Source organism: Bradyrhizobium sp. DN3 (genome assembly GCF_041357655.1).
Lineage (GTDB): Bacteria > Pseudomonadota > Alphaproteobacteria > Rhizobiales > Xanthobacteraceae > Bradyrhizobium.
On sequence record NZ_JAULLN010000005.1, the window covers coordinates 73,843 to 96,031 of the forward strand.

Genomic DNA, 22,189 nt, shown 5'->3' on the forward strand with positions numbered 1-22,189 from the left:
GGAGACGGTCATGTCGATCGAGTTCATCGGCTTCATCAGCAACAACAATTCGTCGGAAACCGTCGTCCGCGAGGGGCCGGTGCTCAATCCCACCCACATCGAGACGGTGGCGAAGGCGCATGAGAATGCCGGCTTCGATCGCGCGCTGCTGGCGTTTCATTCGACCACGCCCGACGCGCTCCAGGTCGCGCAGCACGTCCTCAACCACACCGATCGCCTCAACGTGCTGATCGCGCAGCGGCCCGGCTTCACCGCGCCGACGCTGCTGGCGCGGCAGTTCGCGGCGCTCGATCAATTCTCCCGCGGACGTGTCGCGCTCCACGTCATCACCGGCGGCAACGCCACCGAGCTGCGGCAGGACGGCAACACGCTCGACGACAAGGACGAGCGCTATGCCCGCACCTCCGAATTCCTCGACGTGCTCAAGCTGGAATGGACCAGCGACAAGCCGTTCACCTACAAAGGCAAATACTATCAGGTCGAGAACGCCTTCTCGCAGGTGAAGCCGTATCGTCCCGAAGGGATCCGCATCTATTTCGGCGGCGCTTCCGATGCGGCGATCGACGTCGCCGGCAAGCACGCCGACACCTTCGCGCTGTGGGGTGAATCCTATGCGCAGGTGCGCGACGTCACCTCCCGCGTCCACAACGCGGCGGTCCGGCAGGGGCGGCCGACGCCGCGCTTCAGCCTGTCGGTGCGGCCGATCATTGCGCCGACCGAGAAGCAGGCCTGGGAGAAGGCGGAAGACATTCTGGCGCGCGCGACTGCGCTTCAGGACAAGACCGGCTATCGCAAGCCCGCCGATGGCCACGCCACGGCCGGCGCGCGGCGCCTGCTCGCGCTCGCCGATCAGGGCAGCCGCATCGACAAGCGGCTCTGGACCGAGATCGCAAAGCTCACCGGCGCCAACAGCAACACCACCGCGCTGGTCGGTACGCCCGAGCAGGTCGCCGAAGTCTTTGGCGACTATTACGACCTCGGCATCACCCATTTCCTGATCCGCGGCTTTGATCCGCTGATCGACACCATCGAATATGGCCGCGAGCTGATCCCGCTGACACGCAAGCTGATCGCCGAGCGTCGGGCCGTTCGCGGCGAGGCCGCGGAATGATCCGTCTGATGTTGGCCGGCGCGCTGCTGTTCGGCTCGTTCGAGCTGGCGGCGGCGCAAACCACCTTGCGTGTCGGCGATCAGAAGGGCAATGCGCAGGCCGTGATGGAAGCGGCCGGCGTGCTCAAGGATGTCCCCTACAAGATCGAGTGGAAGGAGTTTCCGGCGGCAGCTCCACTGCTGGAAGCGCTCAGCGCCGGTGCGATCGAGACCGGTCTCGTCGGGGACGCGCCCTTCACCTTCGCCGCGGCCTCCGGCGCGCCGGTGAAGGCGATTGCCGCCATCAGGCAGACGCGCGAGGGGCTCGCGATCCTCGTGCCCGAGAACTCCCCGATCAAGAGCTTTGCCGATCTGCGGGCTAAGAAGATCGCAACCGGTCGCGGCTCGATCGGCCATCAATTGATCCTCGCCGCGCTCGAGAAGAGCGGCTGGAGTGCGAGCGACGTGCAGATCGCGTTCCTTGCGCCTTCAGATGCCAAGATCGCCTACATGCAAGGCTCCGTCGACGCTTGGTCGACCTGGGAGCCCTATGTCAGCCAGGAGGAGGTGCTGTTTAGGTCGCGCCGCATCATCACCTCGGAAGGTCTGACACCGGGGCTGAGCTTCCAGGTGGCGCGGCCCGATGCCATCCGCGACAAGCGCGCGGAGCTGACCGACTTCATCCGACGCCTCACCGCGGCGCGGGCGTGGTCGCTGAACAACATCGATAGCTATGCCGCGACCTGGGGCAGGTTGATGAACATCCCGACCGCCGTGCCACAGAACTGGCTCTCGCGCGCAAAGATCCGCCTCGCGCCGATCGACGACGGCGTGGTCGCGGACGAGCAGAGCACGATCGACCTCTATTTCCGCTGGGGCCTGATCAAGCAGAAGCTGGACGCCGCGGAGATCGTGGACCGTTCGTTCGCCGATGCAATCGCGAAGGCGGGATTGTAGGCGGCTCTACTTGCACGGCCAGTTTACCCTCCCCTGGAGGGGGAGAGTCGGCTCACGTTGAGCGCAGCGAAATGTGAGACGGGGTGGGGTGAAGGTCTCTCCACGTCTAACAGTGTTTCTCGTGGAGGGATCACCCCACCCCGCTCGCGCTGCGCGCGATCGACCCTCCCCCTCCAGGGGAGGGTAAGAGGAAGAAGCTTTCACGAGCGCTTCAAGGACTCGTGAGGAAAGGAGGAGGTTTCCAGCGCAATCGCCTTACTCGACACGTTCCTTCTGCGCTTCGCACTGACGACAACATCGTCATTGCTATTTGCACCCGCTCCCTTGCACCCCGCGGCTCCGCGGCAAAAATCAACCAGACGACCACATCGGGAGACCGGCCATGGGCCTGCAAGAAACAAAAATCGAATCGCTTCCCTTCGTCACCGCCGAACTCAACTATCTCGCGCCGACATCGGCCAGGCCGCGCACCTACGCCTTCGATCCGCCTCCGGGCGAGCCGAAGAGCACGGCGCTTGCCGAGCCGCACCAGGTCCCGATCTTTGACGCGCGGCTGATTGCGCAGAATTTCTCGCTCGATCGCGAAGGCTTTGCGCTGGTGCGCCATCCGACGCAGGTGAAGGATTTTTACAACGACGAGGAAATTCGCGCCGTCTACTATCCCGCCGTCGAGGCGTTCCTGCGGGCGACGCTGAAGGCCGACTGTGTCGTCATCTTCGATCATACCGTGCGCAAGCGCGTCGAAGGCGCCGCCGACATTCGTGGTGGCGGCCCGCGCCAGCCGGCGACGCGCGTGCATGTCGACCAGACCGGCGTCTCCGGCGCCAATCGCGTGCGCGAGCACTTGCCTGACGAAGCCGAAGAGTTGCTGAAGGGGCGCGTGCAGGTGATCAACCTGTGGCGGCCGATCCGCGGTCCCTTGCGCGATTCACCGTTGGCGATGGCCGACGGCACGACGGTTGCGCCCGATGATCTCGTGGCCTCCGATTTGATCTATCCCAATCGCCGCGGCGAGACCTATTCGGTGAAGTACAATCCGAACCACCGCTGGTTCTATTTCCCCGAGATGACGCCGGACGAGGCGCTGCTGCTCAAGTGTTATGACTCCGCAACCGACGGCCGGACGCGGTTCGGGCCGCACACGGCCTTCGTCGATCCGACCACGCCGCGAGATGCCGCCCCGCGCGAGAGCATCGAGGTGCGCGCGCTGGTGTTTCACAAACAGTAACAAAGAGTGATGGCGCTGCCGGGCATCGCCCGGCAGTCTTTTGGGAACCTTAGGGAACAAAGCGACGTTTGCAGCGCCGGGCAGGGTAACCGGGAGGGTGCCGTGCAAGCGCAGACGACGCTATTGATATCTCTTGCCAGCTTTTTGCTTTTTGCCTTTTCCGTTGCCCACGCCGAAAGCGGGCTTGCTTCGTACTACGGATATGGAAAGGCCGGTAAAGGTGGCGATCTGACATGCGCGCACCGGACGCGTCCTTTCGGCGCCGTGCTGAGGGTGTCCTACAGCGGACGAACGATTCAGTGCCGCGTCAACGATCGCGGCCCGTTCATCCGCGGCCGCATCGTCGATCTCTCGGTGCCCGCCGCCCGCGCGCTGGGCATGATGAGCGCCGGCGTGGTGCGGGTCTCGGTGGATTAGGCCGGCAAGCGGGCTATAGTGCCACCCAAAGCAAGGGTGAGGGGCGCTATGGCCAGGATCAGGGTGGGACTCGTCGGCTGCGGCTTCGTGTCGGAGCTGCACATGTATGCGTTCCGGCGCGTCTATGGCGTGGACGTCGAGGTTGCGGCGGTGGCTGCGCGCGGCGATCAGGTGGTCGAGTTCGCGACCCGCCACAACATCCCGCGCGTCTATCGCAGCTTCGCGGAAGTGATCGCGGACCGCGAGCTCGATGTCATCGACATCTGCACCCCGCCCAACCTTCATGCCGAGATGATCGTCGCCGGCATGCAGGCGGGCAAGCACGTCATCTGCGAAAAGCCGTTTGCCGGCTATTTCGGCCGCGAGGGCGATGCGCGGCCGATCGGTAAGCATGTGCCGAAGGCGCTGATGTACGAGCGCGTGCTGGAGGAGATGGACGCGACGCGGGCCGCGATCGAGCGTAGCGGAAAATTGTTCATGTATGCCGAGGACTGGATCTACGCGCCCGCGGTGACCAAGACCGCGGAGATCATCAAGGCGACGAAAGACAAGATCCTGTTCATGAAGGGCGAGGAGAGCCATTCCGGCTCGCACGCCGCGCATGCCGCGCAATGGGCGATGACGGGCGGCGGCTCGCTGATCCGCATGGGCTGTCACCCGCTCTCGGCCGTGCTCTACCTCAAGCAGGTCGAGGCCAAGGCGCGCGGCGAGACCATCCGCGTCGCCAGCGTCACTTGCGATGCCGGCAACGTTACCGCTGGCCTCAAGACCGAAGAACGCACCTACATCAAGGCCAATCCCGTCGATGTCGAGGATTGGGGCACGCTAACGGCGACCTTCTCCGACGGCACCAAGGCAACCGTGTTCTCCGGCGACATGATCATGGGTGGCGTGCGCAATCTGATCGAGACCTACACGAGCGGCGGCTCATTGTTCGCCAACATCACCCCGAACACGCATCTGATGAGCTACCAGACCAGCGAGGAGAAGCTCGCCAGCGTCTACATCACCGAAAAGGTCGACCGCAAAACCGGCTGGCAATATGTCTGCCTCGAGGAGGAATGGACGCGCGGATATTTGCAGGAGATCCAGGACTTCATGGAATGCGCTGCGACGGGTCGGCAGCCACTCTCTGACCTCGCGCTGGCGTACGAGACGATCAAGGTGAACTACGCGGGCTACTGGGCGGCGGAAGAGGGGCGCCGCGTGGTGTTGTAGTGATGAGCCCGCTGAGCTGGCCGCGCGCATGGCTGAGCAGTGGGCGCGCAAACAAAGAAAGCCCCGAGAGGAAACCCACATTGGGAATCCTTTGGGGGCTATTTTTCGGCGAGGCTCGTCTTGAAAAAGTGCGAGGTTTCTATCTGCACACCCGCCCCGATTCTTCTTCTCCGGCTGCTCGATCTGTTGTTATCGCGCTCTCATTCGTCACAGCACCGGGCTTCGTCAATTGCCCTGATAATTACAGGACACGCACATATGGCCAGCTTTATCAAAGTTCTCCTTAGCATTGTAGCCTGAGTCGCGCAGATTTTGCCTATAAAGTGTCGAGGCAGATCGTTGGTCAATACCACCGCCTGCTGGAACACCAACAGCCATTACAGCTGATCCAGTATGGTGTCTCTTATGGAGTGATGAACGATGACGCTGATCACTACCAGCATTAGCTGATACAACACCAACAGCTAATATGGCTGCAATAAGAAGTGCGGTCTTCATGATACACCTCTCAAATTAAGGCAACGTAGTTGCTGCCAAAGCAAGGCGACTGCTTCTGTCACCGGTCTGCGTGTCCGCCGTGTCAACGCTACTCTGACCAGCAGGATCGCAGTCCGGCTGCAAGAGTTCAGGACGTTTGCTCGTGAGGAGGCTGTTTCCGCATTTCAGTAAGGCGGGCGCGGCAATATTCGCGATAGAGCAGCTCGAATATGGCGGGCATGGTCACCCCCATCGTTGACTATCACTGTTATGAGTATTCCCAGGCCCCGCTGGATGCGCGCCCGTTCGCCGACTGCGCCAGCCGTGCGAAAAAAGGAGCAGGGCCAATTACCTAAAGCCTACTATAGCAGGCTCGTGTTTCAGCAAAACTTCGTCCGACAACTTGAGAGCGCGGCCGCGCGATCGAAAATCCAACTACAGCGCGAAAAGAATTACCACTGGATGCAAGCACCATCGGCTGCAACGTCGCCAGCGGGGCAGGGGGTTCGTTGCAGCACTGATTGGTTAGCCGCTTGCACGCTGCAGATCCTTCTCCTCTTGTGGGAGAAGGTCGCATAGCCGCTACGACTCAAGCTACGTCAGAGCATCACTCACGCCCCGTAGGTCGAGCCCTTCGGCAGCGGGAAGACCGGCTCCCGCGTGCGGATGTTCGTCGGCCACACCACCGAGATGTGCTCGCCGGCGTTCTGCATCACGACCGGGGTCGAGCGCTCGTTCTGGCCGGAGAGCGGCGTGCCCGGCGGGAAGAATTTCACGCCATAGCCCTGGATGGTGCCACCGGCGGGGATGTCGACATCGAGCGCTGCTTTGCGAACGGCCTCGGGCTCGAAGCTGCCGTACTTCTCCTTGGCGACTGGCAGCACATTGTTGAGCAGCACCCAGGTCTGGTTAAAACCCATCGAGCAGTGCGGCGGCACGTCGGTCGCGCCGGTCTTGGCTTGGTAGCGCGAGACCATGGTCTTGATCAGATCGCCCATGCCCGGCGCGAGCTTGGCGGGGTCGAGCAGCTGCGCCGGCACCGGATCGATGTTGCAGAAATTGTCGATGTCGGAGCCGAAAGTCGCACGCAGCTTGTCGAGCTGGCTGTAGCCGGCACCGGCCCCGAACAGCATCTTGAAACGCAAGCCGCTCTCGCGGGCCTGGCGCAGGAACAGGGTGATGTCGGGGTTGTAGCCGGCATGCGAGATCACGTCGGCCTTGGCGCGCTTGATTTTTGTGACCAGCACCGAGAGATCGGGCGCCGAGGCCGAATACCCTTCGCGCAGCACCACCTGGATGCCGGCCTGCTTGGCGTAGGCCTCGTCGGCCGCGGCGACGCCGACGCCATACGGGCCGTCCTCGTGGATCAATGCGACCTTGACCTCCTTGGGGTCGATGCCGAGCTTGGCTTTCGCATGCTCGTTGATGAAGCTTGCAAAGGCTTGTCCGTACTGGTCGGAATGAATCTGCGCGCGGAAGACGTATTGCAGATTCTTGTCCTTGAACACGGCGGTCGAGACCGCGGTCGTGATCCAGAGGATCTTCTTCTGCTGCTCGACCCTGGCGGCGAGCGGCACGGCGTGCGAGCTCGCATAGACGCCGTTGAGGATATCGACCTTCTCCTGGTTGATCAGGCGTTCGGCCTCGTTGATCGCGACGTCCGGCTTGCTCTGGGAGTCGGCGGCAACAGGCACGATCTTGGTCTTGCCTCCGATCCCGCCCTTCTCGTTGACGAGATCGATGGCGATCTGCGCACCGATCGAAGAGGCGACCGAACCGCCTGCGGCGAACGGGCCGGTCAGATCGTAGATGACGCCAATTCGCAAATTCTCGGCTTGTGCCTGGGCCCGTGTCCAATCGAGGCTGAGTGCGGCGGCGGCAGCCGCCGATGTCTTCAGCAGCTGCCTGCGTGAAGTCGGCATCCTATCCTCCCTCAAAACCGTCTTATGTTTGGTTGTTATTTTTGGCGAAGTATTGGGAGCAGGATGGCGAAAGTCAACATCGCCCAAGGTCGATAGGGCAGGCGGCGGCGTAGAACGCATCTGCGAAAGGCAGCAAAAAGCCCATCACTCCGCGCGGAGCGATGGGCTTCCTGTCGATGCGACTGGTTACTGCGACAGCTTGACGAAGTTCGGAAACTTCATCTTGCCTTCCGCGATCTTCTCGGGCCAGACCACGACCTGCTTGGAGTCCTGCCACTGGAAGACGAGGCCGGTGACAGCGCCGGGGCCCGACTTGATGCCGTGGGTGAACTCGTCGTTCTTGCCGTGGAACTGGATGCGACCGATCGTGCCCTCGTAATCGGTCTTCTCGAGCTCGGCGACCATCTTGTCGGGATCGGTCGAGCCGGCCCGCTTGATGGCTTCCGTGATGAAGTAGACCTCGTCATAGGAGGTGTAGCCGGTATAGGCCGGCGGCGTGCCGAACTTGGCCTTGAAGGCGGCCGCGAACGGCTTCGTCTTGGGAGTGACGGCGACGTCGGGCGTCGCCACCGCCAGCGACGGTATGCCGTCGGCGGCGCCATTGGTGTCCTTCCAGAAGGTCGGGCTCAGCGCCTGCGCGCTGATGCCGAACATCGGGATCGGCACCTGCTGGTTCTTCCACTGCACCGTCGGCTGCACGCCGACATGGGAGATGCCGGTGACGATCACGTCGGGCTTCTTGCTCTCGATGTTATTGAAGATCGGCGTGAAGTCGGTGGTATCAGGCGAGAAGCGGACGTGCTCGACGACCTTGAGGCCGGCCTTCGGCAGGCATGCCTCGTAGCCGACGTCGAGCGGCTTGGTCCAGGCGGCGTCCTCGCTCATGATCGCGACGGTCTTGAACTTGAGCTTGTCGACGAGCAGGTCCTTGGCGGCGTCGCAGACGAGCTGGGCCTGGGCGGCCGAGGTCAGGTAGCCGTGGAAGGTGTACTTGTTCTTCTCGTAGTCGTTGTGGATCGCCTTGGTGATCTCGTTCGAAGCGGCGCCCGGCGTGATCAGCGGCATCTTCAGCCGCGCTGCCCAGGGCTCCAGCGCCAGCACGACCTCGCTGATATAGCTCGCGATCACCGCGGAGACCTTGTCCTCGCTGACCGCACGCTGGAAGGCGCGCACGGAATCCGCCGACGAGCTCTTGTTGTCGTAGGTGACGATCTCGATCTTGCGGCCGAGCACGCCGCCCTTGGCGTTGATCTCGTCGGCAGCGATCTGCGCGCCGCCGGGCGTCGCCGCACCGGCGATCGACTGCACCTCGGCGATGACGCCGATCTTGATCGGATCGGTCGACTGCGCGTAGGCGGGTGCCGCGAGGCACAGCGCCAGCGCGGAGGCGAGCAGGCTGCTGCCGAAAACTGATGGTCGCATGGTCGTTTCCTTTTCCATGTTTTTGTTGATGTTGACGAACTTAAAGAAAATCGGCGCCGGCCTCGCTCGCGAATCGGCCGGGATCGCCTTCCCAGACGATCCTTGCATGCTCCAGCACATAGACGCGGTCGGCATGCGGCAGCGCGAAGGTCACGTTCTGCTCGCCGAGCAGCACCGTGATCGACGTGGTCTGCCGCAGCTTGGTCAGCGCCTTGGACAACTGCTCGAGGATGACGGGGGCAAGGCCCAGCGTCGGCTCGTCCAGGATCAGGATCTGCGGCTGCATCATCAGCGCGCGGCCGATGGCGAGCATCTGCTGCTCGCCGCCGGAGAGCGTCTGCGCCATTTGCCCTTGGCGCTCCTTGAGGATCGGGAACAGCTCGAACAGCCAGGCGAGCTGTGCCGCGCGCTTGTCATCGGAAAGGTGCTGGCCACCGAGATCGAGGTTTTCCCGCACGCTCATCTCGCCGAACAGCTCGCGCGATTCCGGGCACTGCACGAGACCGCTGCGCGCGATCTTGGCCGGGCTGGTGCCGCGCAGCTTCTCGCCGCCACGGACGATCTCGCCGCTGTAAGGCAGGAAGCCCGAGATGGTGTTGAACAGCGTGGTCTTGCCGGCGCCGTTAAGGCCGACGACCGAGACGAACTCGCCCTCATGGACGTGGATCGAGACGTTCTCCAGCGCCTGGGCCTTGCCGTAGAACACGCTGACATTCTCGACTTGGAGCAGCGGCACCTTATCCTTGAAGCTGGTCTCGGGCCGCGCATGGGTCTCGATGGCGCCGCCGAGATAGACCCGGCGTACGGTCTCGTTCTTCATCACGTCGTCGGCCCTGCCGGTGACGATCTCCTCGCCGAGATACATCGCGAGCACGCGGTCGACGAGGGCGGCGACGCTCTTGACGTTGTGGTCGACCAGCATCACCGCGCGGCCCTCATCGCGAAAGCTGCGGATCAGGTCGGAGAAGATGTCGACCTCGGCCCGCGTCAGCCCGGCGAAGGGCTCGTCGACCAACACGACCTTGGGGTCACGCGCGATCGCCTTGGCAAGCTCGAGCCGGCGCAGATCGGCAAACGGAAGCGTCGGCGGGCGGCGGTTCATGACTGCGCCGAGCCCGACGCGCTCGGCGATCCACTTGGCGCGCTCGACCAGCGCCTTGTCGGGGAACAGCATGAACAGGCTGTCCGGCAACAGCGCCACCATGATGTTTTCCAGCACCGTTTGCCGGTTCAGCGGCCGCGAGTGCTGGAACACCATGCCAAAACCTTTGCGCGCGATCTTGTGCGCGGGCAGGCCGGCGACGTCCTCGCCCTCGAAGACGACTTCGCCTGATGTCGGGCGCTCGATGCCCATCACGCTCTTCATCGCCGTCGACTTGCCCGAGCCGTTCGGCCCGATCAGGCCAAAGATCTCACCGGCGTTGACCTCGAAGCCGAGGTTTTTCACCGCGGTCAATCCGCCGAAGCGTTTTGTCAGGCCGCGAACTTCGAGCACGGCCCGGTTTGAAAGCCTCATGTCCATCACGTGCGCGCCTCGCGCGAGAGGGCCGCTCCGAGGAAGCCGCCGGGGAAGAACAGCACGACGAGGAGCGCGACCGCCGAGACGATGAAGGTCGCGAGCTCACCGGTCGGACGTAGGAACTCGCCGGCGACGATCAGGAAGATCGCGCCCAACGCCGCGCCAAGCACGGTGCGGCGGCCGCCGAGCACGGCGGAGACGATGACGTTGACGCCGACCGCGACGTCGACGACGGTGCCGACCGAGGCGGTGCCGAAGTAGAACACCAGCAGCGCGCCCGACAGCCCCGAGAAGAACGCGCTGACGATGAAGGCGGCGAGCTTGTGCTTGACGATGTTGAAGCCGAGCGCGCCGGCCTGCACCGGATCCTGACCGCTGGCCTGGAGCACGAGTCCAACAGGCGATTGCGACAGGCCGTAGAGGATCGCCGCCGAGATCGTCATGAAGCCGAGCGCGATCCAGTAATTCGTGCCGGCATTGATGCTGATGACGTCGGGGATGGTGAGCCCGATCTCACCGCCGGTGAGGTCGGCGAACACGACGATGAAGTTCTGCAGCATCAAGACCGCGACCAGCGTGGTCAGGCCGAAATAGGGCCCGCGCACCCGCAAGGCCGGCAGCGCCAGCACGAGGCCGGCGACGACGGAGGCGAGGGCGCCGAGGACGATGCAGAGATAAACTGACCAGCCGAACTGGGCATTGAGGATGCCGGCGGCGTAGGCACCGACGCCGATCAGGAACGTGGGGCCAAAGTTCACTTCGCCGGCAAAGCCGAACAAGAGGTCCCAGGCCATCGCGAACACGCCGAAATAGAACGCGACGGTGAGCAGCCCGAGCACGTAGCCGGAGACGTAGAGCGGCAGCGTTGCCGCGATGATGACGAGCGCGAGCGAGATGAAGAACAGGCGCGAGGTGAAGAAGGTGGACATCTCAGCGCCTCCCCAGAAGGCCCTGGGGCCGGATGTACATCACGAACACGAGCAGCAGCAGCGCCGGGATGGTGCGGTAGGCCGGCGAGAGCAGGTAGGCCGTCAGGGTCTCGAGATAGCCGACCACGAAGGCCGCGATCAGCGAGCCGGAGACGCTGCCGAGGCCGCCGAGCACGACGATCGAGAACGCGCTCGCGGTCAGCGGTCCGACGCTGTAGGAGCTGACCCCTAAGAACATTCCGAGCAGCACGCCGGCAATGCCGGCCAAAATGCCATAGATTGCCCACACCACGATGTAGATGTTGGTGAGCTCGAGCCCGAGCAGGGTGACACCGCGCGGGTTCATCGAGGCCGCCAGCACGGCCTTGCCGGTGCGGGTGCGGTTCACCAGGAGCCACAGCAGCGCGATGACCAGGCAGCAGACGATCGCCGTAAAAATCTCGTTGCGCGGCGTGCGGACGCCGAGGATCTCGACCACGCCGTCGACGATCGGCAGCACGGTCTTGGCGTTGTTGGTGAAGAAATAGGCGATCAGCTCCTGGATCATGATGCCCCACAGCAGGGTGCCGGTGAGGACGAAGATCTCCTTTTCCTCGTTCGGGATGCGCCGCGAATCCTGGATCGGCTTCACCACCGCGAAATAGGTGGCGAAGGCGGTGAGAAGCGCGACGCCGACGCCGATCAGCGCGCCGGCATAGGTGCCGACATTGAGGATGCTGGCAGCAGCCCAGGCCGCCACCGCGGCGGCCACCATGATGGCACCGTGAGAGAGGTTGAGCACGCCGGAGACGCCGAAGATCAGCGTGAAGCCGGTTGCACCGAGAGCGTAGAGAGCGCTGATGGCAAAGCCATCGATCAATATCTGGAATGCTTGCATCTATGGTTGGCCAGGCAGTCTTGGCTGCCTCTTGAGAAAAGGTGCTGCGGAAGCCGCATGTTGAAGCTCCCGGGGAAAGAGCCCGGGAGCTGTTCCGATCAGTTCGTGGTGAGCTTGATGAAGCTCGGGAACTTGACGTCGGTCTTGGCGACGTCCTTCGGCCAGACCGCGGTCTGCTTGCCGTTCTGCCATTGCAGCATCAGTCCGGTGATCAGGCCCTTGCCGTACTTGATCGAGTGCGTGAACGGATCGTCCTTGCCGTAGAACTGGACGCGACCGATCGTGCCTTCCCAGTCGGTCTTCTCGAGCGCCGCGACCAGCTTGTCGGCGTCGGTCGAGCCTGCGCGCTTGGCGGCATCGGCGATGTAGTAGACCTCGTCATAGGCGGTGTAGCCGGCATAGGACGGATAATTGCCGTACTTCTTCTTGAAGTTCTCCGCGAACGGCACCGACTTCGGCGTCACCGCGACGCCAGGGCCGGAGACGCCCTGGTAGAGCACGCCTTCGGCCGCTTGATTGGTGTCCTTGCCAAAGGTCTCGTTTGTCGCCTGCGAGGCGATGCCGAACATCGGGATCGGCACCTGCTGGTTCTTCCACTGCACCGTCGGCTGCACGCCGACATGCGAGATGCCGGTGATGATCACGTCGGGCTTGGAGCCCTCGATCTTGTTGAAGATCGGCGTGAAGTCGGTGGTATCGGGCGAGAAGCGGATGTGATCGAGCACCTTCAGCCCGACCTTGGGCAGGCATTCCTCGTAGCCGACGTCGAGCGGCTTGGTCCAGGCGGCGTCTTCGCTCATGATCACCGCCGACTTCATATGCATCTTGTCGACGAGCAGATCCTTGGCGGCGTCGCAGACCGAGAGCGCCAGCGCGGCCGAGGTCAGATAGCCATGGAAGGTGTACTTGTTCTTCTCGTAGTCGGCGTGGACGCTCTTGCTGATCTCGTTGGAGGCCGCGCCGGGCGTCACGAACGGCGTCTTCAGACGCGAGGCCCAGGGCTCCAGCGCCAGCACCACCTCGCTGATGTAGCTGGCGATGACCGCGTTGACCTTGTCCTCGTTCACCGCGCGCTGGAACGCGCGCACCGAATCTGCGGAGGAGGAGTGATTGTCGTAGGAGATGATCTCGATCTTGCGGCCGTCGACGCCGCCGCTCGCATTGATCTCGTCGGCTGCGAGCTGCGCCGCCTGCGGGATCGATGCGCCGGCGATCGCCTGCGCCTCCGCGATCACGCCGATCCTGATCGGGTCTACCGCAAGTGCCGCGCTCGACGCGGTCATCAGCGCGCCGAGTGAGGCTGCGCCGAGGACCATCCGCAATGCACCAGAGAGTATGATTTTCATGTTGTTCTTTCTCCCTTTTAATAAGCCTCTTACGAGCTATTGGGGCGGGACTATAACGGCGATGACATTCTCGGCAAGTGAAACTGCATTCAGGATTGTGAGAGCCGGCTAAAGTCTAGCGCTGCGCAAACAGCTGGTATTGCAGTTGCAAGCGCTGCTTCGGGATCAGGCATGCAGATTTCGTCGATCGCCATGCTGTATGCGCTCGGCCTTGCGATCGTCAGTGTCGACCCGAAACGCCCGCACTGCGAGCAGCCATTGATCATCGCCCGCCACGGGCGTCGATGCGACCGCGAGCGAGCTGCGTTGTCAGTGGTAATGCCGCGCCGCGCGGGAAGGTCTTAAAGCATGGTCCAGCTGGTTGAATGCCGCCTCGTCAACGAGCCGTTCGCCGATCCCGGCCTGCTCGTCGACTTCAGGTTCGGACGCCGTGCGATGCTGTTCGACATCGGCGATCTCTCTGGCTTGTCCAATCGCGAGTTGCTCCGCATCAGCGACGTCTTCGTCAGCCATCTCGAAACGCCGGGACCGGTTGCGCAGCGAAGCGGAGGCCGCGTTCTCCGGTGCGGCTTAGCGCGCCCTTAGCAGCGACGGATCGAGCGGGCGCAGCCGGGCGGGATCGAACGGCGACAGGTCGACATCGCCTGCTGCGCCATGCGCGATCAGCTGCGCCAGCGCTTCGCCGGTCGCGGGCGCATTGAGGATGCCCCAGACATTATGTCCAGTCGCAACGTAGAGGCCCTCACTTCCCGGCACCTTGCCGATCAGCGGCAAGCCGTCCTGCGTGACCGGACGGAAGCAGGCCTGCCGCGCGATGATCCTGTCGGCGCGAAACGCGGGCGACAGCCGTTCGGAGATCGCCTGCAGGCGAGCGATCGCGTCCTCGTCGGGCGTCACCACGGCCGGATCCAGCGGCAGTGGCGCGACGTCGGAGAAGGCAGTGACGTGCGTTGCGCCGTCGGCACGCGGGAAAACCTCGATCGAGACCGCGCTGCCATTCTCATCATATTCCAGGAACAGCGCATCCGCCGGCACATCCGTGCCGGTGTCGTAAACGATGCTCGGGCTGCGCTGGCCGTAGACGGCGGGCAGGCTCATCCATTGTGCGGCGAGCAGCGACCAAGGTCCCATGGCGATCACTACCGCATCCGCCTCAAGGGTGCGGCCGTCAATTTCGACCCCGCGCGCGGTGCCGTTCGCATCGCGAACGATGCCGGTGACGCGTCCGGTTCGAAGCTCGGCGCCTTGCGCGAGGGCCGCGTTCATCATGGCGGAGGTGAACTTGCGCGGATGAACGATCGCGGTCGTCTCAGTCGTGCCGAGGCGGTGCGCGATGACGACGCCATTGGAGAGCCAGCCGAGCGCGGCCGGCGCATCACGGTGCGCATCAGCATCGGACACGACGAAGCCGCTATAGGCGTTCATGCGGCGATAGCCCCAATCACCAGCGGTCTCGTCCGGCAACCGCGCATGAAGCGCAAAGCTGCGCCGCGCCAGCGCATCGAGCGGCGTGTCGGCGCACCAGTCGAGCGCCAGGAATCCGCCGGCCTTGCCGGATGCGGCGGCCGCGACCTCGGTCCGTTCGACGACGATGACGTCGATGCCGAGGCGGCCGAGGAAATAAGCGGTGCAGGCGCCGATCACGCCGCCGCCGCAGATGACAACGCACATGGCTTCTTCCCTGATAGTCCCTCTCGCATCGAGAGGAGTATCAAAACAATTCGGCGCCGGCAGGGCGCGCCGGCGCCGTCTCGTGGACTGCGTCGCGCCGCTTCAGCCCGGCCCAGCGCCTTGTGTCGCCGTGTAGACCGCGTAGAGCGACTGGCTCGCGGCCATGAACAGGCGGTTGCGCTTGGGGCCGCCGAAGGTGATGTTGCCGCAGACTTCCGGCAGGCGGATGCGGCCGAGCAGCTTGCCCTCCGGCGACCACACCGTCACGCCATTGTAGCCGACCGAGCGGCCGGCATTGCTGGAGGCCCAGACATTGCCGTTGACGTCGCAGCGCAGGCCGTCGGGTCCGCACTTCACGCCGTCGATCACGCAATCGCTGAACTTCTTGAGGCCGGAGAGCTTGTTGTCCGTGCCGACGTCGAACACGAAGATCTCGCCCTTGCCGCCCGCTCCGGTGTCGCCCGGTCCCTTGCCGGTCGAGGCGATGTAGAGCTTCTTGTAATCGGGTGAGAAGCAGAGGCCGTTCGGATCTGGCACCTGGTCTTCGGTGACGACGAGGTCGATGCGGCCCGAAGGGTCGATGCGATAGCAGTTGGTCGGCAACTCGCGTTTGCCTGCGACGAAGCCGGCCGGCTGTCCGATCCGCGGATTGAGCTTGCCGCCTGCATTGCTCGGGCCGCCTGCGACGTCGGGCTCGCCTTCGTAGAGCTGGCCGCCATAGGGCGGATCGGTGAACCAGTAGCTGCCGTCGGGATGCGCGGCGATGTCATTCGGCGAGTTCAGCTTCTTGCCCTGATAGGAGTCCGCGAGCACCGTGGCGGTGCCGTCATGCTCATATCGCGTCACCCGACGCGTCAAGTGTTCGCAGGAAAGCTGGCGGCCCTGGAAGTCGAATGAGTTGCCGTTGGAGTTGTTGGATGGCGCACGAAACACGCTGACGCGACCGTCGTCCTCGCTCCAGCGCATCTGACGGTTGTTGGGAATGTCGCTCCACAGCAGATAACGTCCTTGCGCGCTCCAGGCCGGGCCCTCGGCCCAGAGCACACCGGTGTAGAGCCGCTTGATCGCGGTGTTGGGCTGCGCGAGATCGTTGAAGGACGGATCGACGGCGATGATGTCGGGGTCCCAGAAATAGGTGGTCGGCGCGCCACGGGGGCCGAAGTCGCGCGGCGGGGTGGTGATCGTCGTCGGCGGTGCGGCGGGGCCGGTCTGCGCCAGCGCGGAGCCGGCTCCGGCCATTGTGGCGGCGGCGCCGAGCGCAAGCCCTTGTACAACTCCTTGGACAAGTGTTCGTCGTGAAAGCGCACCATCGTGGTCACGCTGCTCTCCGTCACGAGCCTCTTGGCGTGTCATCGCGTCCTCCCGATCATGTTCGCTGGCCGGTTGATCCGGCCGAGCCGGGCGGAGGTTAATGCGGTCCGCAGCCGGTTGCGAGGGGTGGAATCGAAACCGCTGCGCGAGGCGGGTCGCAATTTCGTCACCTTCGAATGCGTTTGGATTGGAGGCTGACGGGGATAAAGCCGGAGCTCATTGTGCAATTTGTCGTCCTGGTCATTCTGCTCGCGATCGCATTTGCGGCCGGCTACTTCACGCGCGACTACGTCTCTCGCAAAAGGCGCGCGGAGGCACGCCGCTGGCGCGAGTACACCGAGCCGGATTGGCTCTCCGCCCACGCGCCGGCAAACACCAACGAGATCACGAACGCCGGCGCCGCCGTGGTTACCACCGGCGAGCTTGGCCAGATGCTGAACCGCTGGGAAAGCAGGGCCCGCGCCCGTCGCACCGGCACCGGATAGCCGGCGGTCGCGCGCTGGCCTACAAATTCCCCTCTACTAGGTCAGCTCCCCTGACCATCTTTTGGCGTTGCAGTTGTGGCCGTTTCTCGTCTAGAAACGGGCGTATCGAGCCCCCGGCAACCAACCGTCAACGGTTTTGACCGAGGATTGTGGGCTCAAAAGGGTCTGGCAATGCTGATTCGCGGCCAAATCGATGGGATTTCGGGGGAGGTGGCTGTGGCCGCCGCCGCGATCCCGGCCGCGCTGCCCACCCTCCTTCTTGGCGGGCTTCTTCTTAGCTGCCCCTGAGGGCCGGCTGGGCGCCACGCGCCTGGGCGCTCAGGGGTTGGTCGAGATCACCGGACACCTCAAGCGCCCAGCAGACTGAACGGCGCAAAAGCTCAAAAGGAAATTTGGAATGGCCACCGTGAACAAGTCCGACAAGGACCGCGTCATCATTTTCGACACCACGTTGCGCGACGGCGAGCAGTGCCCCGGCGCCACCATGACCTTCGAGGAGAAGCTCGAGGTCGCCGAGCTCCTGGACGATATGGGCGTCGACGTCATCGAGGCCGGCTTCCCAATCACCTCCGAAGGCGACTTCCAGGCGGTCAGCGAGATCGCCCGCCGCTCCAAGAATTCGGTGATCGCCGGCCTGTCCCGCGCCCACCCGGCCGACATCGACCGCTGCGCCGAGGCGGTGAAGTTCGCCAAGCGCGGTCGCGTCCACACCGTGATTGCGACCTCGCCGCTGCACATGCGGGTGAAGCTCAACAAGACCCCGGAGCAGGTGATCGAGACCTCGGTCGCCATGGTCGCGCGCGCCCGCAACCAGATCGACGACGTCGAATGGTCGGCCGAGGACGGCACCCGCAGCGAGATGGACTTCCTGTGCCGCATCGTCGAGGCCGTGATCAAAGCCGGCGCCACCACGGTGAACATCCCCGACACCGTCGGCTACACGGTGCCGGAGGAATACACCCACTTCATGAAGACGCTGATCGAGCGCGTGCCGAACTCGGACAAGGCTGTGTTCTCCGTGCACTGCCATAACGACCTCGGCATGGCGGTGGCGAACTCGCTGGCCGGCGTGGTCGGCGGCGCGCGCCAGGTCGAGTGCACCATCAACGGCATCGGCGAGCGCGCCGGTAACGCGGCGCTCGAAGAGATCGTGATGGCGATCAACGTGCGCAACGACAAATTCCCGTACTGGAACAAGATCGACACCACGCAGCTGACCCGCGCCTCGAAGATGGTATCGGCGGCGACCTCGTTCCCGGTGCAGTACAACAAAGCCATCGTCGGCCGGAACGCGTTCGCGCATGAGAGCGGCATCCACCAGGACGGCGTGCTGAAGGACGCCTCCACCTACGAGATCATGCGCCCGGAGATGGTCGGCCTGAAGCAGTCCTCGCTGGTGCTGGGCAAGCATTCCGGCCGTCATGCCTTCGTGCACAAGCTGGAGGAGATGGGCTACAAGCTCGGCCCCAATCAGCTGGAAGATGCGTTCACGCGGATGAAGGCGCTGGCCGACCGCAAGAAGGACATCTACGACGAGGACATCGAGGCGCTGGTCGACGAGGAGATGGCAGCTTCGCACGACCGCATCAAGCTGACTTCGCTGACCGTGATCGCCGGCACCCACGGCCCGCAGCGCGCGACCATGAAGCTCGACGTCGACGGTCAGATCAAGATCGAGGAGGCCGAGGGCAACGGTCCGGTCGACGCGGTGTTCAACTGCATCAAGCGCCTGGTGCCGCACGAGGCCAAACTCGAGCTGTACCAGGTTCACGCGGTGACCGAAGGCACCGACGCACAGGCCGAGGTCTCGGTGCGGCTGTCGCAGGACGGCCGTTCGATGACGGCGCGTGCGGCGGACCCGGATACGCTGGTGGCCTCCGCAAAGGCCTATCTCGGCGCGCTCAACAAGATCGTCATGAAGCGCCAGCGCGATACGGTGACGGCGGCAGCGGCGAGTTGACGCAGCTGACTTCGCCTCTCCCGCTGGCGGGAGAGGCCGACGCGCTCGGCAGCGCACTTGCGCGCCGGAGCGAGGCAGGTGAAGGCTCCGTTCTCACAGGGAGCTCTCCCCAACCCTCTCCCGCAAGCGGGAGAGGGCGCAGCGATGCTCGCGGCATTCACCATGAATACCTGCCCTGCTAACGGCCAATAGCCGTGCAGGCTGCCGGCCTGTATTGATGCTGTCGGCATGAGGATAGGCCGCTCGGCATGCCGGGCGGCCCAATAACACCAGGGAGAGATTATGCGCACCTTTGCGATCGCGGCCTCCGTCGCGGCTTTGGCCTTGGGCCTTGTCGGCCCCGCCAGCGCTGACCCGATCATCATCAAATTCAGCCACGTCGTCGCCACCGACACGCCGAAGGGCAAGGGGGCGGAGAAATTCAAGGAGCTCGCCGAGAAGTACACCGGCGGCAAGGTCAAGGTCGAAGTCTATCCGAACTCGACGCTCTACAAGGACAAGGAAGAGCTCGAGGCGCTCCAGCTCGGCAGCGTGCAGATGCTGGCGCCGTCCAACTCGAAATTCGGTCCGCTCGGCATCCGCGAGTTCGAGGTGTTCGATCTGCCCTACATCCTTCCCGACCTGAAGACGCTGCGGAAGGTGACGGAAGGCCCGCTCGGCGCAAAGCTGCTCAAGCTCCTGGACGCCAAGGGCATCACGGGACTTGCCTATTGGGATAACGGCTTCAAGCAGATGAGCGCCAACAAGAAGCTGATCTCGCCTGCCGACTATCAGGGCGTCAAATTCCGCATCCAGTCCTCGCGCGTGCTCCAGGCCCAGTTCAAGGCGCTCGGCTCGCTGCCGCAGGTGATGGCGTTCTCGGAAGTCTACCAGGCACTCCAGACCGGCGTCGTCGACGGACAGGAGAACACCTGGTCGAACATCTATACCCAGAAGATGCACGAGGTGCAGAAGTACATCACCGAGACCAATCACGGTTACATCGGCTACGTCGTGATCGTGAACAAGAAGTTCTGGGACGATCTGCCGGCCGACATCCGCGACCAGCTTTCGAAGGCGATGAAGGAGGCAACCGCCTTCAGCAACGCGCAGTCGCAGAAGGAGAACGACGACGCGCTCGCCGAGATCAAGAAGAGCGGCAAGAGCGAGATCATCAAGCTCACGGGCGAGCAGGACGAGGCGATGCGCAAGGCGATGGAGCCGGTCTACAAGGACGCCGCAAGCCGCGTCGGCCAGCCGCTGATCGACGAATTCCTGAAGGAAGCCAAGAGCACGACCAACTGATCTGGAAAGACGATGAAGGGGCTTCCGTGCGAGCTGCACGGAAGCCTTTTTGTTGCGAATGATTTCTGATTGTGGCTGGCGGTAAAATCAGGCGTTGCGTCGTCGTAAGAACGCCGCTTCCTGTCCAAGTTGTAAGTTGCGCGTCAGCCGCACCGCGCTCATCCTCGGGGCATCCTTCCAGAGGAGGTCCGTATGAGGAAGTTCACCATCGCTGCCATTGCCGTGCTCAGCATCGCCGGCTCGGGCGTGGTCTATGCTCAATATCATCGCCCGTGGATGGAGCGCTTCCATCACATCCGCATGAACCCCGAGGACCGCGCCGCCTTCGTCGACGCGCGGATCGCCGCCGTCCATGCCGGCTTGAAGCTCAATGCCGATCAGGAGAAGCTGTGGCCGCCGGTCGAGGCCGCCGTGCGCGATTTCGCCAAGCTGCGCATCGACCGCGCCAATGCGCGGATGAATGCCGGCCCGGGCGATACCGACAAGCCGGAGGATCCGATTGCGCGCCTGCGCCAGCGCGCCGAGGACATGGGCGCCAGTTCCGCCGCCCTGAAGAAGATCGCCGATGCCGCCGATCCGCTCTACAAGACGCTGGATGAGGGCCAGAAGCGGCGCCTCGCGGTGCTGACCCGCCACCGCGGCCCATTCGGCGGCGGCGAAGACGGGCCGCCCCGCCACTTCATGGAACGCGGCATGGACCGCATGATGGAGCGCGGCATGGAGCACTTCCATCGTGACCGTTTCGACCGCGACGGCGGTTCGGACCGGGACGGCGAAGGCCGGCTCTGAGGGGGGCCGGACTGTCCCGGGATTAACCCTGGCGAAGCCGCTGGAATCCGGCGGCTTTTCGCTTTTTTGGACGTGTGGACGAAGCCTTGGAAAACTTGCGTCCCATCGCTTGCCATACCCGGATCGCTTTGCTAAACGACCGGCCTCGCAAGGCCTTAACCGCCTTTCGGGCGCATAGCTCAGTTGGTAGAGCAGCTGACTCTTAATCAGCGGGTCCCAGGTTCGAGCCCTGGTGCGCCCACCAAGCCTTTCAATGGCTTGGGTACCCCTCGCGATAGCCATTCCGACAAGCGGTCAGCGGCTGCACTTGGTCCAGTCCGCATTCGGTAGGCGCGAAAATCCTTTCTTTGAGCCTGTTGGCCACGCTGGGTTGCATACATTCCCGACGAGCGGAGCCGATCGCTCTGCGTCATCCGAGCCAGCGCTTGCGACGCTTGTAGTGCTTCACGTCGCGGAATGATTTTCGCCTGTCACCGGCAACGCCAAGGTAGAATTCCTTGACGTCCTCATTTGCTGCGAGCGCCCGTGCCTCGCCGTCCATCACCACGCGGCCATTTTCGAGGATATAGCCGTGGCTCGCGTATTTGAGCGCCATATTGGTGTTCTGCTCGGCGAGAAGAAAGGAAACGCCTTCCTTGACGTTGAGATCCTTTACGATCTCGAAGATCTCCTGCACGATCTGCGGCGCAAGGCCCATCGAAGGTTCATCGAGCAGGATCATCTTCGGGCACGACATCAGCGCGCGCCCGATCACGCACATCTGCTGTTCACCGCCTGACGTATAACCGGCGGTGGAACCACGTCGCTCTCTGAGGCGGGGGAAATAGGCATAGACCCGCTCAAGGTCCTGCGTGATCGCCGACTTGCCGTCCTTGCGCGTGAAGGCGCCAGTCAGAAGATTCTCTTCTATCGTGAGGTGAGGGAAGGCACGTCGTCCCTCCATCACCTGAATGCAGCCGCGCCGCACCAGGTCGTTTGACATGGACTGCACCTCGATGCCATCGAATAGAATCGAGCCTTTGGTAACTTCGCCGCGCTCTGCATGCAGCAGATTGGAGATCGCTTTCAGCGTCGTGGTCTTGCCGGCACCATTGGCGCCGAGAAGCGCGACTATGCCGCCCCGCGGAACCTCCAGCGATACGCCCTTCAACACGAGGATGACGTGATCGTAGACAACCTCGATATTGTTGACCGACAGAACCGGAGCTGCCGCTTCCGTCGCCGGAGCGACCTTGGGGGTTGACACGGCAGACCTCCAGACAGTTGCACCTTCGGGGATCCGGGAGCA

At 63.6% G+C, this 22,189-nt stretch carries 20 protein-coding genes and 1 tRNA gene; 10 read left to right on the top strand and 11 right to left on the bottom strand.

Annotated features, from left to right (window positions below):
* Positions 1-10: 10 nt before the first annotated feature.
* From AAE027_RS09585 to AAE027_RS09605, 5 genes are all read left to right on the top strand, one after another.
* On the top strand, positions 11-1,111 hold the full coding sequence (locus AAE027_RS09585) for an LLM class flavin-dependent oxidoreductase (protein WP_370987544.1): 1,101 nt from the start codon (positions 11-13) through the stop codon (positions 1,109-1,111).
* Entirely contained in the window at positions 1,108-2,046 is a 939-nt protein-coding gene (locus AAE027_RS09590) for an ABC transporter substrate-binding protein (RefSeq protein ID WP_370987545.1), read from the top strand. The genes AAE027_RS09585 and AAE027_RS09590 overlap by 4 nt, the downstream gene beginning before the upstream one ends.
* A 382-nt stretch (positions 2,047-2,428) precedes the next feature.
* Positions 2,429-3,274 (top strand): CmcJ/NvfI family oxidoreductase, encoded by an 846-nt coding sequence (locus tag AAE027_RS09595; protein WP_370987546.1) that lies wholly within the window; start codon positions 2,429-2,431, stop codon positions 3,272-3,274.
* Between the two features lie 102 nt (positions 3,275-3,376).
* Positions 3,377-3,691, top strand: coding sequence for a septal ring lytic transglycosylase RlpA family protein (locus AAE027_RS09600; protein ID WP_370987547.1), 315 nt, complete (start codon positions 3,377-3,379; stop codon positions 3,689-3,691).
* 48 nt (positions 3,692-3,739) lie between these two features.
* Positions 3,740-4,909 carry a Gfo/Idh/MocA family protein gene (locus tag AAE027_RS09605; RefSeq protein ID WP_370987548.1) on the top strand — a complete coding sequence of 390 codons (1,170 nt, stop codon included), beginning with the start codon at positions 3,740-3,742 and terminating at the stop codon, positions 4,907-4,909.
* Positions 4,910-5,134: 225 nt separating this feature from the next.
* Here the strand turns inward: AAE027_RS09605 and AAE027_RS09610 are convergent, their stop codons facing one another.
* The 10 genes from AAE027_RS09610 to AAE027_RS09655 form a co-directional block, all read right to left on the bottom strand.
* The gene (locus AAE027_RS09610) at positions 5,135-5,407 is read right to left on the bottom strand and encodes a hypothetical protein (protein WP_370987549.1); all 273 of its coding nucleotides are present in this window, start codon (positions 5,405-5,407) and stop codon (positions 5,135-5,137) included.
* A gap of 590 nt (positions 5,408-5,997) precedes the next feature.
* Positions 5,998-7,308 carry an ABC transporter substrate-binding protein gene (locus AAE027_RS09615; protein WP_130215736.1) on the bottom strand — a complete coding sequence of 437 codons (1,311 nt, stop codon included), beginning with the start codon at positions 7,306-7,308 and terminating at the stop codon, positions 5,998-6,000.
* A 186-nt stretch (positions 7,309-7,494) separates the two neighbouring features.
* On the bottom strand, positions 7,495-8,730 hold the full coding sequence (locus tag AAE027_RS09620) for an ABC transporter substrate-binding protein (RefSeq protein ID WP_370987550.1): 1,236 nt from the start codon (positions 8,728-8,730) through the stop codon (positions 7,495-7,497).
* Positions 8,731-8,770: 40 nt separating this feature from the next.
* Complete coding sequence (locus tag AAE027_RS09625; protein ID WP_370987551.1) at positions 8,771-10,252, bottom strand: ATP-binding cassette domain-containing protein; 1,482 nt, start codon at positions 10,250-10,252, stop codon at positions 8,771-8,773.
* Positions 10,252-11,178 carry a branched-chain amino acid ABC transporter permease gene (locus AAE027_RS09630; protein ID WP_370987552.1) on the bottom strand — a complete coding sequence of 309 codons (927 nt, stop codon included), beginning with the start codon at positions 11,176-11,178 and terminating at the stop codon, positions 10,252-10,254. Before AAE027_RS09630 ends, AAE027_RS09625 begins: the two co-directional genes overlap by 1 nt.
* 1 nt (position 11,179) lies before the next feature.
* Positions 11,180-12,055 carry a branched-chain amino acid ABC transporter permease gene (locus tag AAE027_RS09635; protein WP_370987553.1) on the bottom strand — a complete coding sequence of 292 codons (876 nt, stop codon included), beginning with the start codon at positions 12,053-12,055 and terminating at the stop codon, positions 11,180-11,182.
* Positions 12,056-12,153: 98 nt separating this feature from the next.
* Positions 12,154-13,401, bottom strand: a complete 1,248-nt coding sequence (locus AAE027_RS09640) for an ABC transporter substrate-binding protein (RefSeq protein ID WP_370987554.1) — start codon at positions 13,399-13,401, stop codon at positions 12,154-12,156.
* 309 nt (positions 13,402-13,710) lie between these two features.
* Positions 13,711-13,914: a hypothetical protein gene (locus AAE027_RS09645; protein ID WP_176945287.1), complete on the bottom strand. Its 204-nt coding sequence runs from the start codon at positions 13,912-13,914 to the stop codon at positions 13,711-13,713.
* A gap of 57 nt (positions 13,915-13,971) precedes the next feature.
* Positions 13,972-15,072 carry an NAD(P)/FAD-dependent oxidoreductase gene (locus tag AAE027_RS09650; RefSeq protein WP_370987555.1) on the bottom strand — a complete coding sequence of 367 codons (1,101 nt, stop codon included), beginning with the start codon at positions 15,070-15,072 and terminating at the stop codon, positions 13,972-13,974.
* A gap of 102 nt (positions 15,073-15,174) precedes the next feature.
* On the bottom strand, positions 15,175-16,425 hold the full coding sequence (locus AAE027_RS09655; protein WP_370987556.1) for an SMP-30/gluconolactonase/LRE family protein: 1,251 nt from the start codon (positions 16,423-16,425) through the stop codon (positions 15,175-15,177).
* A 176-nt stretch (positions 16,426-16,601) separates the two neighbouring features.
* Between AAE027_RS09655 and AAE027_RS09660 the strand changes: the two genes are divergently transcribed.
* The 5 genes from AAE027_RS09660 (at position 16,602) to AAE027_RS09680 (ending at position 21,145) form a co-directional block, all read left to right on the top strand.
* Positions 16,602-16,868, top strand: coding sequence for a hypothetical protein (locus AAE027_RS09660; protein WP_091880278.1), 267 nt, complete (start codon positions 16,602-16,604; stop codon positions 16,866-16,868).
* Positions 16,869-17,265: 397 nt separating this feature from the next.
* Positions 17,266-18,828, top strand: coding sequence for a 2-isopropylmalate synthase (locus AAE027_RS09665; RefSeq protein ID WP_091878849.1), 1,563 nt, complete (start codon positions 17,266-17,268; stop codon positions 18,826-18,828).
* 282 nt (positions 18,829-19,110) lie between these two features.
* Positions 19,111-20,112: a TRAP transporter substrate-binding protein gene (locus AAE027_RS09670; RefSeq protein ID WP_091878846.1), complete on the top strand. Its 1,002-nt coding sequence runs from the start codon at positions 19,111-19,113 to the stop codon at positions 20,110-20,112.
* Between the two features lie 192 nt (positions 20,113-20,304).
* Positions 20,305-20,901, top strand: a complete 597-nt coding sequence (locus tag AAE027_RS09675) for a Spy/CpxP family protein refolding chaperone (RefSeq protein WP_370987557.1) — start codon at positions 20,305-20,307, stop codon at positions 20,899-20,901.
* 168 nt (positions 20,902-21,069) lie between these two features.
* A tRNA-Lys gene (locus AAE027_RS09680) sits at positions 21,070-21,145 on the top strand.
* 165 nt (positions 21,146-21,310) lie between these two features.
* Here the strand turns inward: AAE027_RS09680 and AAE027_RS09685 are convergent.
* Positions 21,311-22,147 carry an ABC transporter ATP-binding protein gene (locus AAE027_RS09685; protein ID WP_370987558.1) on the bottom strand — a complete coding sequence of 279 codons (837 nt, stop codon included), beginning with the start codon at positions 22,145-22,147 and terminating at the stop codon, positions 21,311-21,313.
* Positions 22,148-22,189: the final 42 nt, after the last annotated feature.

Excerpts from the sequence above, each read along its gene's own strand:
- AAE027_RS09610 (WP_370987549.1), bottom strand. The coding sequence starts at position 5,407 with ATGAAGACCGCACTTCTTATTGCAGCCATATTAGCTGTTGGTGTTGTA.
- AAE027_RS09630 (WP_370987552.1), bottom strand. The coding sequence starts at position 11,178 with ATGTCCACCTTCTTCACCTCGCGCCTGTTCTTCATCTCGCTCGCGCTC.
- AAE027_RS09615 (WP_130215736.1), bottom strand. The coding sequence starts at position 7,308 with ATGCCGACTTCACGCAGGCAGCTGCTGAAGACATCGGCGGCTGCCGCC.
- AAE027_RS09625 (WP_370987551.1), bottom strand. The coding sequence starts at position 10,252 with ATGGACATGAGGCTTTCAAACCGGGCCGTGCTCGAAGTTCGCGGCCTG.
- AAE027_RS09670 (WP_091878846.1), top strand. The coding sequence starts at position 19,111 with ATGCGCACCTTTGCGATCGCGGCCTCCGTCGCGGCTTTGGCCTTGGGC.
- AAE027_RS09605 (WP_370987548.1), top strand. The coding sequence starts at position 3,740 with ATGGCCAGGATCAGGGTGGGACTCGTCGGCTGCGGCTTCGTGTCGGAG.
- AAE027_RS09620 (WP_370987550.1), bottom strand. The coding sequence starts at position 8,730 with ATGCGACCATCAGTTTTCGGCAGCAGCCTGCTCGCCTCCGCGCTGGCG.
- AAE027_RS09655 (WP_370987556.1), bottom strand. The coding sequence starts at position 16,425 with ATGACACGCCAAGAGGCTCGTGACGGAGAGCAGCGTGACCACGATGGT.
- AAE027_RS09585 (WP_370987544.1), top strand. The coding sequence starts at position 11 with ATGTCGATCGAGTTCATCGGCTTCATCAGCAACAACAATTCGTCGGAA.
- AAE027_RS09590 (WP_370987545.1), top strand. The coding sequence starts at position 1,108 with ATGATCCGTCTGATGTTGGCCGGCGCGCTGCTGTTCGGCTCGTTCGAG.
- AAE027_RS09595 (WP_370987546.1), top strand. The coding sequence starts at position 2,429 with ATGGGCCTGCAAGAAACAAAAATCGAATCGCTTCCCTTCGTCACCGCC.
- AAE027_RS09645 (WP_176945287.1), bottom strand. The coding sequence starts at position 13,914 with ATGGCTGACGAAGACGTCGCTGATGCGGAGCAACTCGCGATTGGACAA.
- AAE027_RS09665 (WP_091878849.1), top strand. The coding sequence starts at position 17,266 with ATGGCCACCGTGAACAAGTCCGACAAGGACCGCGTCATCATTTTCGAC.
- AAE027_RS09675 (WP_370987557.1), top strand. The coding sequence starts at position 20,305 with ATGAGGAAGTTCACCATCGCTGCCATTGCCGTGCTCAGCATCGCCGGC.
- AAE027_RS09640 (WP_370987554.1), bottom strand. The coding sequence starts at position 13,401 with ATGAAAATCATACTCTCTGGTGCATTGCGGATGGTCCTCGGCGCAGCC.
- AAE027_RS09650 (WP_370987555.1), bottom strand. The coding sequence starts at position 15,072 with ATGTGCGTTGTCATCTGCGGCGGCGGCGTGATCGGCGCCTGCACCGCT.
- AAE027_RS09635 (WP_370987553.1), bottom strand. The coding sequence starts at position 12,055 with ATGCAAGCATTCCAGATATTGATCGATGGCTTTGCCATCAGCGCTCTC.